This window comes from Opitutales bacterium (assembly GCA_013215165.1).
Classification (GTDB): Bacteria; Verrucomicrobiota; Verrucomicrobiia; order Opitutales; family JABSRG01; genus JABSRG01.
The window spans coordinates 19761-34149 of the sequence record JABSRG010000013.1 but is presented as its reverse complement, the minus strand read 5'-3'; the positions used below and the strand labels follow the sequence as shown (position 1 = coordinate 34149).

Sequence of the window (14389 nt, the reverse complement as noted above, 5' to 3'; positions counted from 1 at the left end):
GTGGATCAAACTAATTGCGTCACGGACGGCTCACCTTTCTGTTTCAAAGCTCACAGCATATTCTTTACTTGAAACTAGGTATCCATCCGGTCTTAAAATAAAAATTACTTTAAACATCATGTCTAAACCACTCACGATACTCTACGGTACAGAAACCGGAAATGCTGAAGATCTCGCCGAGCGCACGTTCAAGCGGGCTCAAGAAGCGGGCATTGAAGCGACTCTGAGCAACGTTTTCGATTTCGAGGCCTCAAAGCTCAAAGAAACCGAGCGCGCAATCATCATCATCTCAACCTGGGGCGAAGGCGATCCACCCGATGAGGCAACAGACTTCTGTGATGCACTAAATGACGACGAAGTCACAGAATTGGAAAATCTCGAATACGCGGTTTTATCTCTCGGCGATTCGGGCTATGATGATTTCTGCGGCTGTGGGCGTAAGCTCGATGAGAGCCTGAAGCGCAACGGCGCGAAGCAGCTCCTCGACCGTGTCGATTGTGATGTCGACTTTGAAGACGCTTATGAGGCTTGGGAAGACAAGCTGTTTGCTTCACTTTAATTCGCCACAGCATTAATTATCATAAAAACTGCTTCACGGATGGAGCAGTTTTTTTTGTTTAAGAACCTATGACTCACCCCCTCTTCCTACTCGATTTATGAAACAGTATGTCATGCTAACAGCCCTAATCATGGGCTCACTTATCTACGGTGATCAGATTAAGACTTTGGATGGCTCGATTATAAATGGCCTCGTAACCGGTATTTCTGATGAAGAGATGACGATCGCGACTACTTTTGGTGGAGACATCACGATCCCGATGAGCGAAGTTGCTTCGATTCAAACTGAAGACCCTTTGACAGTTCGCCTCGAATCTGGAGACACAAGTACTGGTTCAGTGAATACTTCCGAATCAGGGGAAATCAGTGTCCAGGGTTCATCTAGCACGCTCAATGCAACCAAGGACGATATCCGATTAGCATGGCTGCCTGGCGAGGAAGATCCCGACATTGTCGCCATGAGGCGCAACTGGTCTTATCGTGCAAGTTTTGATGTCGTCGGCCGTTCTGGGAACACCGACGAGTTCACCGCTCGTATCGGAGCGGAGGCGGTATTAGAGGGTCCCCATGACACTCTACGCTTCAATGTGCGGCACGAAACAAGCGAGGATGACGGGGAAACAACGGCCAGAGAGACAAAAATCGGAGCACGCTATACCAATTTCTTCTCGGAGAAGTTCGGTTGGTATACACGGCTGGAGCTCGAGAATGATGAGTTCGAGGACCTCGACTTACGAGCGCTCTATTCTGCGGGTATATCCTATAAGATTTTCGACCGAGAAAAACACTATCTTCACAGTACTGCGGGTCTTGCATATGTCTACTCCGACTTCTCAACGGGAGAAAACGAACAGGGCGCGGGTATAGATCTGGGGCTTACCCACCATTACGAATTTGATGAACTAATCATTCTTGAGAACTCACTCGAATATATTGGTTCAGTTGACGATTTAGGCTCTTTCCGGATCGAACATGATTCGTGGATACAGATACCCATCTCGGGCGGCGGTCGATGGAATGTGCGTTCAGGAATTACAAACACCTATGTTTCCGACCCGGAACCTGACAATGAGGAGCTGGACACTTTGTTTTATTCAAGCGTCGTGTTAACGTGGGATTGATCGGTTGTGATCAGATTTTAGGTAAACTGATTTAAGCTCAGATCGCACCGCACTTCTGTTCACGCCTAATGATTAACCCCAGCCAAGATACTGGGGTTCTTTGTTGATATCATGCTCAGGCAACGACAGTAATACTTTCTATGGACAGCGCCCCGAAATCTCGTATTGCGATCATAAATGGCCCAAATCTCAATCATCTCGGTAAGCGGGAGCCTGAGATTTATGGCTCAATGACCCTATCCGAACTTGAGACTGAATGTGTGGCTCTGGGTAAGGAGCTCGGCAGTGAAGTCGTATGTTTCCAATCCAATCACGAAGGTGCCCTGATCGATTTCATCTACAAGTTCGCCTCTGAAGGAGGCAACGCCTTGGTTATCAATGCAGGGGCATTTACTCACACGAGTATTGCACTCCGTGATTGCGTGAGCGGCGTCAAACTCCCGTGTATCGAGGTGCATATTTCTAATGTCCACAGCCGAGAGAAATTCCGTCATACCAGCCATCTATCAGACATTTCCAAAGGCGTGATTTGCGGGCTAGGAATCGAAGGCTACCGAGCTGCCATTAGATATTTATCTGAGTAGCAAACTCCCAAAATATGGGCGATTTTTTTGCGGCTCAAAACTCGACTCAGCGGGCTAAAAACTCTGCCACTTTTCCAACCGTCTGCTCTGTAGCATCTTCGTAAAGATAGTGACCAGCATCCGAAATTCGCTGGACCTTCGCGTCTGGAAAGCGCCTTTCCCATTCCTCAAGAAATCCAGGATGGAAACAAAAGTCTTTCATTCCCCAAAGCAGAAGCATCGGATGGTTTTTGAAACTCTCTAGACCCTTCTCGATGTCGACAAGTGTGTCCCAGCTCGGATGTACCGCGCGCATTGGAATATCCTGAACGAACGCCCAATTGGCTATGCGGTCGTTCCAATTTTGGTAGGGATAGAGAAAACCTCGCTTAACGACCTCCGGGAGCCGTTCAGAAACGGCCATCTTGGTAGCTGGTCCGGCAAAGCCATTCAGTCCGCGAATGATCCAGCTTCCGAGAAACGGTGTGCGACAGATATTGATCTGCCACGGTATCGACTTGCTGCGAAAAGCTGCGGTGTTGGTCACAACCAGCCGATCTACCTTTTCTTTCAGCTCGCGGGCTACCCCCATACCAATCGCGCCGCCCCAGTCATGAAGGACCAAGTCAAAACGCTCCAAATCAAGACTTTCGATCAGTTCGACTGCATTGGATACGTGTTGCTCAAGACGATAAGAATAATCCTGCGGCTTATCTGAAAAACCACAGCCAATATGGTCCGGAACGATACAACGCATCGTTGAACTCAGGGCTTTAACCAAGTGACGGTAGAAATAGGACCATGTCGGGTTGCCATGCAGCATGACCACCGCAGAGCCTTCGCCCTCATCTAAGTAGCTCATACGCGACCCTGAAGTGAGCCCAAGATACTGGGGCTCAAAGGGATACTCGGCACGCATCCAATCAGGCACTGGGTTCATGCGCGCTCCAATCCCATCATCAGGCTACTCAAACCGCTACCAATGCCAAGCAGCGCACAATTATCACCTGAGCTAATCACTCCTTGCTCCTCTGCCATGGCAAGCGTAATCGGGCACGACACCGAGCCGACATTACCCAGCGTTTCATAGGTCGAAAAGTCTTTGTCTAATGGTAAGCCGAGGGCTTCATACAAACTGCGTTGGTGCGCGCGCCCCACTTGATGAGTCATCACATGTTGCACCTGTTCTGCCCCCCATCCCATCACCGACTGGAATCGGCTCCACGTCCGTTTGGCCAAATTGACTCCAGCGTGCAACAAAGCTTCGGAATCGGTCTCCATGGACAATTCACTACCTGCCGCCGAATCTCCTTCGCAAAGGTCATTGGCTTGGGAGTCTGATCCAACCACGGAACCAGCCATACGATAAAGGTATTGAGTGACCGAATCTTTGCGCGAAAGAACATAGGAAACTGCGCCTGCACCAATGGTAAGGTTGGCAAAAAGCTTCTTCACCGACTTACGCGTCTGCTCCGGACTGAGAAAAGAGCGCAATGTATTCTCCATGAGTGGACGTCCATTTTCCCCAGATACAATCAGTGCAGTGCGGATGAGACCACTCTCTATCAAACCGCCAGCGATCACCATGGCGTTCAAAAAGCCTAAACAAGCATTGGAGACATCCATGAATTGTGTCTTTTCAGAAAGCTGCAAAAGGCGGTGAACGTAAGATGCTGTCGATGGCTCCAAGCGATCTCGGCACACACCCGAGTGAATGAGCAGATCTATGTCATCGCGGTCAATTGACGAAGCAGCCAGCGCCCGCTCACCTGCCTCAGCGCTGGCCTCAGAGGGGCGTTTTCCAACAGGCCAAAACCGCCTCTCACGGATACCTGTCATCAGCTCAAGGCGTCCTGCGGGCAAGCGCAGACGCTCGTAGGCCGGAGCGAGCAGAGACTCCACCTTATCCGAGGTCCATACATCCTCAGGTAATGCATAGCCCATGGCCTCGACGACTGTGTTCTTAAACAGCATAAATCAATAGAAGCGTCTAAGACTCAGGCCGCATGGCTAAATCGATCAACTCCTTATCGAAGTAATTCCAATCCATACCGGCGTTAACGGTGATACCCTGAGCGTTGATACCGCTCGAACGCGGACTGAGTAAATAGACCGCGGCGTCTGCCACTTCTTGGGTTTGCAAGGCACGCTTGCGAAGCGTCATCTTCTCTGCAAACAGGTAGCTTTCCAAATATCCGGGAATCCCCGCTGAAGCGCTCGTTTTGAGTGGGCCCGCATTGACCGTATTAAAACGAACCTCGGAATCAGCGGAGAAAGATTTGGCAAGAAAACGCGTGCAGCTCTCTAATGCAACTTTGATGGGTGACATGTAGCCATAATTTTCGGCCGTCACCTGTGAGGAAATTCCCATAGAAACAAAGGAGGCATCGCTCGCTAAGAGCGGCTTAAACGCTCGAGCTATTTCAACGATTGAAAACGCGGAAATGCCAGTCGCCTGCAAAAACTGACTACGCTGTGTCTCGTGGAAGGGTCGAAAACCATCCGAGTAATCTGCGAAGGCGATGGAGTGCACGATTCCGTGAATCACATCGTGTCTTTCAGCAACTTGTTCCGCGAGCGTTTCAATCTGGTCAGGAAACTCCACATCACAAACATAGGTTTCTCGATCACCCAAGAGTTTTTTGAGGCTATCGAGCCGCTCTTGAGACCGCACGCTAAAGACAACCTGGGCACCGGCTTCCTCCAGAGTTTTGGCAGTGAACCAAGCGACACTCTTGCGATTCGCCACCCCCATCACAAGGATCGTCTTACCTTCGAGCTTAAGGAAACTCACGCGCTCTCCTCCACCATGGCCAAGGCAAACTCAATAGATAAGGCCACCTTGCCATCTGCGCGTCGTGCCGTTCCTTTGAGGAAGAAAAATTTGGAGACAATCTCATTCAGCGCCACTTCTAGAGTAAGTTTCTCACCCGGCTTCACCATATTCTTAAAGCGAGCATCTTTGATGCGCGAAAGCACCGGTGTGACATCTCCGAGAGACTTCCCCTCAGCTTCTATGCGCTTACCCAAAAGTATGGCTCCCGTCTGGAATAAAGCTTCGCTGATGAGGACTCCGGGCATGATGGGGTTTCCCGGGTAATGACCCGCAAAATAGAATTCATCTCCATCTATGGTGCGTTCACACACCGCTTTGTCTGCATCGACTGAGACAATCGTATCTACAAACAAAAAGGGCGGACGGTGGGGAATGGTCCGGGTGACTTCTTCGAGACTCATAAAAAGTTTTAAGAAATTGCTGGTTCAGCTGATGCTTCCGCAACATTTTGTTCTAGCTTAGCTTGTTCGTAGAGCCACTTGTCCATTTTATTGGCAGTGATGACACCGTAGTTCATAGTACCCAACCACCCGGACATGATAATCCCAACGCTGCCGGCGTGATAGAGACCGGCTACTTGCTCCGACAAGCCCATAGATACTTTGAGACCTTCAAATTTAGTGCCGAAAGAAGTGCCGCCAAAGTGCGTGGTGTAGTAGTTGATTGTGCGTGGTGTGGCAGCTTCAAGGTGATCCACTTTTTCACGGATGTTCGGGATAAAGTGCTCTAGGCCATCAAGGGCTTCTTCACATAGCCGAGCTTTCTCTTTCTGATAGGTATCTTCATCCAGTTCAGCCCAATCGCTGTAGGTGGCATTGAGCGACGCGACAATGGAGTAGCGCGGAGTTTTTGTGTGCGGACGTGTATCTGGGTAATAGACAGAAAAGGTCCGACTCTTGGTATCGCGAGCGACCAGTTCCTTACTGCAAAATTTTTCTGCATCGGAAGTGAACACCAGATCGCCGATGTAAGGAATACTCTCTCCCTCTTTGATTCCTATGTAAACCTGGCATGAAGAGGAATTGACGCGCACAGATTCAGCGTCTCTAACAAATTCTTGAGTAAACGCATCTTCCCCGGCCAGTTTGAAAATCGTATTCTTAATGTTGGCATTCGAGAGCACCGCTTTACATGCAATCTGCCTGCCATTGACGACAATACCCGTAACGCGGCGTTGGCCGTCGATCTCTTCAGAGAGGATTTTTTCAACTAAGCAATAGCGTCTTAGGTCCACACCATTCTGCTTGAGCTCATCAGCCATCTTTTTGATGAGCGTGTCAGTACCACCCTTAAAGATGAATACCCCTTTGTTCATGAAGTTTGAAAAGACGATGCCATAAGAAATGGCAGGATCGTCCATCGTGGAACCATTGGCATAGGCGATGGGCTCCATGAGCAACCGGTGCACGTCTGAACGTCCTGGGAAGAACTCTTCGAACAATTCGCGCGTGGTGCGCTGATCATCGTCATAAAAGTTCATTTGACGCAGGTGCTCGTAAAAGGCCTCAACGCGCTCCTCAGAGATACCGAATTCTTCAATGAGAATCCGCGAGAAGTCTGCTCGGTCAAAAGTCGTGGTGACATCGAACTCTGGATTGATGAAACGCACGTCCTTGATTTGCTCGATGGAGTCCGCGATTTCGCGTGTCCAGTATTTGCGACAAGATTTCACCATCCCGTAGGGAAACCCATGCAGAGAAATATCGAATGTATGCCCATGCGAGCCACCTCGTTTAAACCACGTTGCCAAGCCGCCCAACTGATAATGATGCTCAAGTAACAGGACTGAGTGTCCCTGCTTCGCTAAATAGTTAGCTCCAGTCAATCCACCCAACCCGCTGCCGATCACGACAACATCATAAGCGTCTTTGGCTCCCTTTAAATAGTCACGTGCCATATTAAACCCACCACCGTGAATGGAGGCCTGACCTTTTCAACTTCTTTCTGTGAAAGCCGTCTTCGCTGGATATGATTGAGAGGATGGGGATGCTTTCGAGTTATTGTTCATTTTCATGACCCCTATCCCCCTCTGGGGTAACATATCCTCCTAAGCAACCTCAAGGACCCGCTTGAGGAGCCCCAAGGGTAAAGAACCTACGACGTGCCCCTGCCATTCCGGAAGGTCAGCCTCTTGCGGAAGACTATTTGACCAATAACCAATCCAACGCGCTCCCATCTTTAGGCGGGTTGTTTCCTCAAGATCTATAACCTCACTCATGTAAGCTTCATCGGATGGCCGCATCATCACGATCACACGATAGGGATACGGCGAACGCAAAAATATCTCGCGTGCGAATAAGAGCGAGCCCACTGATTGAACCTCGGCCAACGGGCCCATACCTTTTAATGTCCCGATGATAACTGAGCGCGCTAGGCTATCTGTCCCGATGACCAAAATCCGCATCTTAAGATCATCAACGACAGTTCCATGGTGAGCCATGCCCTCATCATCAAACAAGCGTTCTTCAGCACTTGGAAAAGGCGCCTTCGTATCCTTAAGGGCTCTGAAGAAATCCTCGCTCATACTAAATAAATTCCCAGCGTTTTCGGGAAAAAATTAATCGTCGAATCCAGGAATTTCTTAACGTGAACTAATTGCTAAACGGGCGCCTTCTGCTGGACCGAAACTCTCGAGTAAAAGGGAGACCTCCGCCATTCATCAAATCCGCCTCAGAGTTGAGAATCCAGAACGCTCAGTAAGCTAAAGCGTGAGCTCCCCCATCGAATTGGATCTAGTTTGGTACAAAAGAGACCTACGCGTCCACGACCACGCCCCATTGCAACGGGCGAGCCGGGAAAATCCCGGACACCGCAAAAGACTACTCTTCTTATTTATCATAGAACCAGAGATCTACGGTGCCGAAGATTTTGACCCATTGCATGCTCGATTCGTAGCCCAATGCCTCCGTTCCCTAAACACCGAGCTGACGGATAGAAATCAGCACCTCGTGATCACACAGGGAAACTGTGTAGAAATCTTCGAACACCTCAGGAAGCAATGCGCGCACCTACGTATTCTATCGCACATGGAAACGGGCAATGCCCTAACCTACGCCAGGGATAAGGCGCTAAAATCATGGGTCGATAGCCATAGCAATGTCACCTGGGAAGAGTTCCCCTGCAACGGGGTCCAACGCCGACTAAGAGATCGCAATGGCTGGGCCAAAACATGGGAGAAGCGCATGGGAGAGACCGTTCTAGTTGCTGACACAGCCTTAGCTCCTCCGCCCTCGGAAAATCAACTCAGCCTGAAGACATTTCACCCAGAACAGCTTTTGAAAGTATGTCCTGACGCTCAAGTTCGAGAGCCCACACAATCCGGAGGCATTGCAGAGGCCGACTCAACGCTTGAGAGCTTTCTCAACCAGCGCCATATCGGCTACAGCCGCGGTATATCTTCTCCGCTTACAGCCGCACAGTCTTGTTCACGTTTGTCGCCTTATTTGGCGTGGGGCTGCCTATCCATGCGTCAAGTCGTCAAAGCGACCCGCAGCAGGAAAAATCAACCGGTTAAGCAGACGAAGAAGTCCGACCTCCGTTCTTTCCTAAGCCGCTGTCATTGGCGTTGCCATTTTATCCAGAAACTGGAGTCCGAGCCAGAGATCGAGTTTAGGAGCTTTAACCCGGCTTATGACTCGATACGTCCGCAAACGTCAGATCCAGATCGACTCCTAGCCTGGCAAACAGGTCAGACCGGATATCCGTTCGTTGATGCCTGCATGCGTTTCTTGCGCCTACAAGGCTGGATCAACTTTCGCATGCGCGCCATGCTGGTTAGTTTTGCAGCTTATGATCTCTGGATCGACTGGAGACAATTCGCGCACTTCCTTGCTCGGCAGTTCATCGACTACGAACCTGGGATCCACTACCCTCAAATACAGATGCAAAGCGGCACCACTGGGATTAATACATTGCGCATGTATAATCCTATCAAACAGGGCCAAGAACAGGACCCCGAGGGCGCCTTCATTCGGAAGCACGTCCCCGAACTCAAGGCTGTCCCCCAACCTTTTATACATGAACCTTGGAAATTGAGTCCGATCGAAGCTCAATCCATCGGCTTCAAACCTGGCATTCACTACCCTAACCCCATCGTCGACCACAAGCTCGCGGTCAGGTATGCCAGGCAACAATTTGCCGAGATTCGTAAACGACCCGAAACGCGTGAAGCCAATCGAGCAGTGTATGAGCGCCACGGATCTAGATCAGGCTCACCCCAACGTCGCATTCAGGGCCAAGATGCTGCTGAATTTTCTCGTGGGACTCCACGAAACGATCCACGCCAAGGGCTGCTTGAACTGTAAATGTGACCAATAGTTAACAGCAGTTACACTACAAAGTAACAATTAGCTAAAATTGACGAGTTAGCATAGAAACTGGGCCAACAAACGAAGTGGCACCCCTAGTTCGCGCGCGAGAATCAAAGGATCGTGATCTTGGCATAAGCGCTGCTGATTGGTCGTGAAGGAGTTTCGCCTCCGTCGAGTTTAGTGTCTGAAAACCATTTTGGGCGCTTAGCAAACAACAAACCTCTACAATGAAATACACAGAAATCTTAAGATTACTTAAATCCAAGCTGGCATTAGGCTCTCTCGCCTTCGCTATGCTGTCTTCTTTCGCGGCACCTGCCAGTGCTCAGGAAGAAGCCCTTGCACCGGCCATGGCTGCAATAGCTGCTGAAGAAGCCGCTGGCGTTGAAGATGGCCCTGCTGGAGATTATCTCGGGTTACTCGAAGCTCAGGGTGAATACGCCTATGCATTCGACTTCTTCACTACGAGTATGCTTTGGACTATCATAGCGGCAGCTCTGGTATTTGTCATGCACCTCGGATTCGCCACACTCGAAGCCGGTCTGACTCAGCAGAAGAACACCGTTAATATCCTGTTCAAAAATTGCTTCATCATCGCAATTGGCCTCATCTCATACGCATTTGTGGGCTTCAACACGCATTACCCAGGAAGCTGGATTATCGAAGGATGGCTCTCATGGGGAGGACCGATCGGTGATCTTAATGCAGACGGAGGAGGCACATTCGGCTACGGAGGTGTAGGACTCGCAATGACTGGTTATGGCGATTTCATCTTCCAAGGCATGTTTGCTGCCACAGCCGCTACGATTGTTTCTGGAGCCGTTGCTGAGCGTATCAAACTCGGCACTTTCATGATTTTCGCCACCATTTTGGTAGGTGTATTCTATCCCATCATTGGTGCATGGCACTGGGGTGGCGGCTGGCTCGGCGGCCTCAACGATGGTAATGGATTCAAAGACTTCGCGGGATCAGCCGTTGTTCATGCCTTCGGCGGTTTTGCAGCTCTCGCATGCGTTATGCTGCTTGGACCTCGCAAGGGCAAATACCAAGAGAATGGCAAAATTAGGCCAATTCCTGGCCACAGCATGCCTCTCGCAACTATTGGTGTATTCCTTCTCATCCTGGGTTGGTTCGGATTCAATGGTGGATCAGTACTCTCAGCAGACCCAGGACCTCTTGGTCTTGTAATTACAACCACAGCACTCGCCGCGATGGCGGGAGCTTTGGGCTCAATCCTTCTCTCATGGATCGTCCTGAAGAAACCTGATCTTTCAATGGCACTCAACGGCTTCCTCGCAGGACTCGTTGGTATCACCGCTTGTGCCGACATCGTCACAGCAATGGGTGCGATGATCCTTGGTTTCATCGCTGGTCTCATCGTCGTTGTATCTATTCTCTTCTTTGACAAGGTTAAGATCGACGATCCGGTCGGAGCTATCTCCGTTCACGGCGTGTGTGGCGTTTGGGGCATCCTATCCGCAGCAATCTTCGAGTATGTGCCAGAAGGCAGCGAAAAGCAGTTCGGTTTCTTCGACCAACTCCTTGGAGTATTTGTCGTCGGCATCGCCGCTTTTGCTCTCTCTTTCATCGTCTTCCTGATCCTCAAAGTCACCATCGGTGTCCGCGTATCAGAGGAAGAAGAAGTGGGTGGCCTCGACATTGGCGAGCACGGTCAGGAAGCATATCCAGACTTCTCACCACGCACTCACTAATACTCTGCTAATCAACCACCTATCCAAATTACTGGAACAACCATGAAGCTTATCAAAGCCATCATTAAACCCTTCAAACTCGAGGAAGTGAAAGAAGCTCTTTCAGACATCGGGATCGAAGGAATGACCGTAACAGAAGTTAAAGGCTTCGGTCGTCAAAAGGGACACACCGAAATCTATCGAGGTAGCGAATACACCGTGGATTTCCTTCCTAAGGTCATGCTGGACGTAGCTGTCGCTGACGAGATGACCACCAAAACAGTGGAAACCATCGTCAAGGCTGCCAAAACCGGCAAGATCGGCGACGGAAAAGTCTTCGTAGTCCCTGTCGAGGAAGCGATTCGCATCCGCACCGACGAGGCTGGCGAGGGCGCAATCTAGTCCGCTCGACAGACTGTTACATAATACTTACTGCACAACCAAGGCGGCTCCTGCGAAAAGCGGGGGCCGCTTTTTTGTTTCTGAAGCGCCGCCCTCCAACTTTCTTTGCGATTAGAATAAACAGCCTGCGACACAACCCACCACCCACAGAACTACGACCATTTGCAGGGCCATGCTTCGCTATGCCCTTGCCCACATTAACCTCAACCCCCTATCCTTCACAACTCCCAAAAATCTCTCTGTGGGCCGTTGAGCAGTCCGAAGGCGCGTAGCATCCGTAGAGTTAGTAACAGACTATTCCCGCCCGGAAAGGCGCTTTCCTGGGTTTCAACAAGTTTGCTGAGCATACTTCGAAAGGTCACAACACCCAAAAGTCCAAAGGACTTTAGCTCGTCCTCAAGGCTGGCTCGATCTTTGTCGCCTGTGGGCCATGCGGGCACCGGAAGCAAGACATCGGGATCGGGTGCATTCTCGATAGACTCCGCGGTCATCCCTTTCATCTGACGCTTGATCACCGAGCTCAGTTTTCTGCTATTCTTGATCAGACTAGAGTCCCAAACCTGCTCTTCCCAAGGAAGTATGAGCAAGCTTACACGATGGATGCGGGCAATATCCGCTGAGAAGAATTGAAAGCTCAACTCCGAGAGCGCTTCTTGACGTCCACCTTCGCGAACAACGCGAATGAATCGCAATCTACCAACAGGACTGGCGCTCAGCGTTTCCTCTGAACGCACAAAGAAGCCCAAGGACTCAAAGTAACTTGCGATGATCCATTCAGCCGGCGAACGCATAAATAGGGATGTTACTAATCAATAAGATCCGTCGCCGTCCTCAGAACATCATCAACCACGGCTTCGTCGACATCCGAGCGCGTCACCACACGCCCCAGTGCTTCCATCACGATGAACTTGAGCTTGCCGCGCATCACCTTCTTGTCGCTCAACATAGCATGTTTGAGACTTTCCAGAGAAAGTGGCTCTTCAAGAGAGGTCGGCAATTGGTTGACTTCGATCAGCCCAGCCACCCGATCTTCAATTTTCTCAGGAATCAACCCCAGCCTGATCGAAAGGCGCGTTGCTAAAATCAGCCCGATGGCAACGGCCTCGCCATGCAGATAGACTCCGTAACCTGCGACCTTCTCAATGGCGTGGCCAAATGTGTGGCCTAAATTGAGCAAGGCGCGCCCACCTGAAGATCCAGTCTCGCGCTCATCTGCCTCGACGACGGCGGCCTTATTCCGGCAGCAGATTTCGACGACAATCCCCAATTCAGGATGATCGGGAGTAAGTCGACCCAATGACTCCAAACGCTCAAAAAGAGACAAGTCACCCAACATGCCGTATTTTATAACCTCAGCCATGCCTGCGGCAAATTCGCGACCGGGCAGCGATTTGAGTAAGTCAAGGGAAACATACACAGCTTGGGGCTGATAAAACGCGCCCACCAAATTTTTCCCTTGTGGAATATTTATCCCCGTTTTGCCTCCGACACTACTGTCGGTCATAGCCAACAAGGTCGTCGGTATCTGGATAAATTTCACGCCGCGCAAGTAAGTCGCCGCAGCGAAACCAACGAGGTCCCCAATCACGCCACCGCCTAATGCGATCACCCAACCTGAGCGATCCATCTTCATCTCGGCTAAGAAAGTAAAAATACGCTCTAGATAGACGAGGTCTTTCGTAGTCTCCCCTGCTGGTAGAGTCAGGACCGGAATATCTCCAAAAGCTGCCTTCATGAAGGGCGCCTGAAGCTCGGCGAGCTGATCATCTGCTATCAAGGCGACTGGCACATTCTCAGACACGAGAGTATCAACCTGTTGGCGTATCTGGCCCGTTAGATCATCGCCAATGATGATGGGATAACTTCGCTTACCCAGGGGCACGTCAAATACAGTTGGAGCATTCATAACTGACTTCACCACGCAAATGCCTAGCCGAGATTATTCCACAAGGGAAGCATCGAAGATCGCTTCGCTATAGGCTTCCGGCTCAAACACCATCAGGTCCTCAGGCTTCTCTCCCAACCCGACATAGAAAATAGGGAGCTGCAGCTCGCGATAGATCCCGACGATCGCTCCGCCACGACTGGTGCCGTCGAGCTTGGTAATAATCAATCCCGTCAGGCCAAATTCCTGGTGAAAGACACGGGCCTGCTCAATGGAGTTCGATCCAATGGAGCCGTCGACAACGAGCCAACTCTCATGCGGTAAGGCCGCATCTTGCTTCTGAAGCACACGCTTCAATTTCTTGAGCTCGTCCATTAAGTTGCTCTTGGTATGGAGACGCCCAGCCGTATCGAGTAAAAGCACATCAGCTTCACGCTTCTTTGCGGCTGCCAGGGCATCAAACGCCACTGCCGCGGCATCTGCTCCATGATGGCTCGACACCATTTCGATATCTAGCCGATCACTCCATGCCTGCAACTGCTCGTTAGCCGCAGCGCGGAATGTATCGCATGCGCCGAGGATCACCTTAGCACCGGCCTCAGTATAGTGTTGAGCCAGTTTGGCCGTGGTGGTCGTCTTTCCCGAACCATTGATGCCGACCAAGCACACAACACGCGGGCCATCGACATTCGCCTTGGCTTCAAAACGACCCGCTGCACCCGACAGCGCTTCGACAAGCACACTCCGACCAATTTCCAGAGCCTCCTGCCCTTTCAGTTCTTTATTCTTCTTATACGCGGACTGTATCTCTTCCAAGATTTCTTCAGTTGTCTCCACCCCAAAATCGGCGCCATACAACGCCTCCTCCAACATCTCCAAATCGTCCTCCGTCAACCGCCGTCCGCCGAATAGGCTGACCGCTGCTTTGTGGAATGTCGGTGTATGCTTGCGAAATCCCGCGCGAAATTTTTCAAGAAAGGCCATTTGAGCGATCGTATGCCTGAGAAAAGCTATCTATGCCGA

Annotated in this window: 15 protein-coding genes; 6 read left to right on the top strand and 9 right to left on the bottom strand. The window is 50.6% G+C overall.

All coding sequences use genetic code 11. The features are described from left to right. Nucleotides 1-118: 118 nt before the first annotated feature. From HRU10_04230 to aroQ, 3 genes are all read left to right on the top strand, one after another. Nucleotides 119-559: a flavodoxin domain-containing protein gene (locus HRU10_04230; protein NRA26440.1), complete on the top strand. Its 441-nt coding sequence runs from the start codon at nucleotides 119-121 to the stop codon at nucleotides 557-559. A gap of 112 nt (nucleotides 560-671) precedes the next feature. Further along, nucleotides 672-1679, top strand: a complete 1008-nt coding sequence (locus HRU10_04225) for a DUF481 domain-containing protein (GenBank protein ID NRA26439.1) — start codon at nucleotides 672-674, stop codon at nucleotides 1677-1679. A 140-nt stretch (nucleotides 1680-1819) separates the two neighbouring features. Continuing rightward, the gene (gene aroQ / locus HRU10_04220) at nucleotides 1820-2263 is read left to right on the top strand and encodes a type II 3-dehydroquinate dehydratase (protein ID NRA26438.1); all 444 of its coding nucleotides are present in this window, start codon (nucleotides 1820-1822) and stop codon (nucleotides 2261-2263) included. A 46-nt stretch (nucleotides 2264-2309) separates the two neighbouring features. On the opposite strand, the gene HRU10_04215 is transcribed toward aroQ, so the two are convergent. The 6 genes from HRU10_04215 to HRU10_04190 form a co-directional block, all read right to left on the bottom strand. After that, the gene (locus tag HRU10_04215) at nucleotides 2310-3182 is read right to left on the bottom strand and encodes an alpha/beta fold hydrolase (protein ID NRA26437.1); all 873 of its coding nucleotides are present in this window, start codon (nucleotides 3180-3182) and stop codon (nucleotides 2310-2312) included. Continuing rightward, a complete protein-coding gene (locus HRU10_04210) occupies nucleotides 3179-4216 on the bottom strand; it encodes a 3-oxoacyl-ACP synthase III (GenBank protein NRA26436.1) in 1038 nt (345 codons plus the stop codon). Before HRU10_04210 ends, HRU10_04215 begins: the two co-directional genes overlap by 4 nt. Nucleotides 4217-4232: 16 nt before the next feature. After that, nucleotides 4233-4997, bottom strand: a complete 765-nt coding sequence (locus HRU10_04205; GenBank protein NRA26435.1) for an SDR family oxidoreductase — start codon at nucleotides 4995-4997, stop codon at nucleotides 4233-4235. A 35-nt stretch (nucleotides 4998-5032) separates the two neighbouring features. Then, nucleotides 5033-5479, bottom strand: a complete 447-nt coding sequence (locus HRU10_04200; GenBank protein ID NRA26434.1) for a beta-hydroxyacyl-ACP dehydratase — start codon at nucleotides 5477-5479, stop codon at nucleotides 5033-5035. A gap of 8 nt (nucleotides 5480-5487) precedes the next feature. Continuing rightward, a complete protein-coding gene (locus tag HRU10_04195; GenBank protein ID NRA26433.1) occupies nucleotides 5488-6975 on the bottom strand; it encodes an NAD(P)/FAD-dependent oxidoreductase in 1488 nt (495 codons plus the stop codon). A gap of 150 nt (nucleotides 6976-7125) precedes the next feature. Next, a complete protein-coding gene (locus HRU10_04190; GenBank protein NRA26432.1) occupies nucleotides 7126-7602 on the bottom strand; it encodes a hypothetical protein in 477 nt (158 codons plus the stop codon). 196 nt (nucleotides 7603-7798) lie between these two features. Between HRU10_04190 and HRU10_04185 the strand changes: the two genes are divergently transcribed. From HRU10_04185 to HRU10_04175, 3 genes are all read left to right on the top strand, one after another. After that, nucleotides 7799-9382: a deoxyribodipyrimidine photo-lyase/cryptochrome family protein gene (locus tag HRU10_04185; GenBank protein NRA26431.1), complete on the top strand. Its 1584-nt coding sequence runs from the start codon at nucleotides 7799-7801 to the stop codon at nucleotides 9380-9382. 356 nt (nucleotides 9383-9738) lie between these two features. Further along, on the top strand, nucleotides 9739-11100 hold the full coding sequence (gene amt, locus HRU10_04180) for an ammonium transporter (protein ID NRA26430.1): 1362 nt from the start codon (nucleotides 9739-9741) through the stop codon (nucleotides 11098-11100). Between the two features lie 42 nt (nucleotides 11101-11142). Then, nucleotides 11143-11481: a P-II family nitrogen regulator gene (locus tag HRU10_04175; GenBank protein ID NRA26429.1), complete on the top strand. Its 339-nt coding sequence runs from the start codon at nucleotides 11143-11145 to the stop codon at nucleotides 11479-11481. Between the two features lie 218 nt (nucleotides 11482-11699). On the opposite strand, the gene HRU10_04170 is transcribed toward HRU10_04175, so the two are convergent. Genes HRU10_04170 through ftsY form a run of 3 tightly spaced genes read right to left on the bottom strand, consistent with a single transcriptional unit; the run spans nucleotide 11700 to nucleotide 14350 of the window. Continuing rightward, nucleotides 11700-12272, bottom strand: a complete 573-nt coding sequence (locus HRU10_04170; protein ID NRA26428.1) for a hypothetical protein — start codon at nucleotides 12270-12272, stop codon at nucleotides 11700-11702. Between the two features lie 14 nt (nucleotides 12273-12286). After that, complete coding sequence (aroB, locus tag HRU10_04165; GenBank protein ID NRA26427.1) at nucleotides 12287-13387, bottom strand: 3-dehydroquinate synthase; 1101 nt, start codon at nucleotides 13385-13387, stop codon at nucleotides 12287-12289. Nucleotides 13388-13420: 33 nt separating this feature from the next. Beyond that, entirely contained in the window at nucleotides 13421-14350 is a 930-nt protein-coding gene (ftsY, locus tag HRU10_04160; protein NRA26426.1) for a signal recognition particle-docking protein FtsY, read from the bottom strand. Between the last annotated feature and the right edge of the window lie 39 nt (nucleotides 14351-14389).

Bases quoted from the DNA above. Each gene is read 5' to 3' on its own strand.
- HRU10_04230 (NRA26440.1), top strand. From the start codon at position 119: ATGTCTAAACCACTCACGATACTCTACGGTACAGAAACCGGAAATGCT.
- HRU10_04225 (NRA26439.1), top strand. From the start codon at position 672: ATGCTAACAGCCCTAATCATGGGCTCACTTATCTACGGTGATCAGATT.
- aroQ (NRA26438.1), top strand. From the start codon at position 1,820: ATGGACAGCGCCCCGAAATCTCGTATTGCGATCATAAATGGCCCAAAT.
- HRU10_04215 (NRA26437.1), bottom strand. From the start codon at position 3,182: ATGAACCCAGTGCCTGATTGGATGCGTGCCGAGTATCCCTTTGAGCCC.
- HRU10_04210 (NRA26436.1), bottom strand. From the start codon at position 4,216: ATGCTGTTTAAGAACACAGTCGTCGAGGCCATGGGCTATGCATTACCT.
- HRU10_04205 (NRA26435.1), bottom strand. From the start codon at position 4,997: ATGGGGGTGGCGAATCGCAAGAGTGTCGCTTGGTTCACTGCCAAAACT.
- HRU10_04200 (NRA26434.1), bottom strand. From the start codon at position 5,479: ATGAGTCTCGAAGAAGTCACCCGGACCATTCCCCACCGTCCGCCCTTT.
- HRU10_04195 (NRA26433.1), bottom strand. From the start codon at position 6,975: ATGGCACGTGACTATTTAAAGGGAGCCAAAGACGCTTATGATGTTGTC.
- HRU10_04190 (NRA26432.1), bottom strand. From the start codon at position 7,602: ATGAGCGAGGATTTCTTCAGAGCCCTTAAGGATACGAAGGCGCCTTTT.
- amt (NRA26430.1), top strand. From the start codon at position 9,739: ATGGCTGCAATAGCTGCTGAAGAAGCCGCTGGCGTTGAAGATGGCCCT.
- HRU10_04175 (NRA26429.1), top strand. From the start codon at position 11,143: ATGAAGCTTATCAAAGCCATCATTAAACCCTTCAAACTCGAGGAAGTG.
- HRU10_04170 (NRA26428.1), bottom strand. From the start codon at position 12,272: ATGCGTTCGCCGGCTGAATGGATCATCGCAAGTTACTTTGAGTCCTTG.
- aroB (NRA26427.1), bottom strand. From the start codon at position 13,387: ATGAATGCTCCAACTGTATTTGACGTGCCCCTGGGTAAGCGAAGTTAT.
- ftsY (NRA26426.1), bottom strand. From the start codon at position 14,350: ATGGCCTTTCTTGAAAAATTTCGCGCGGGATTTCGCAAGCATACACCG.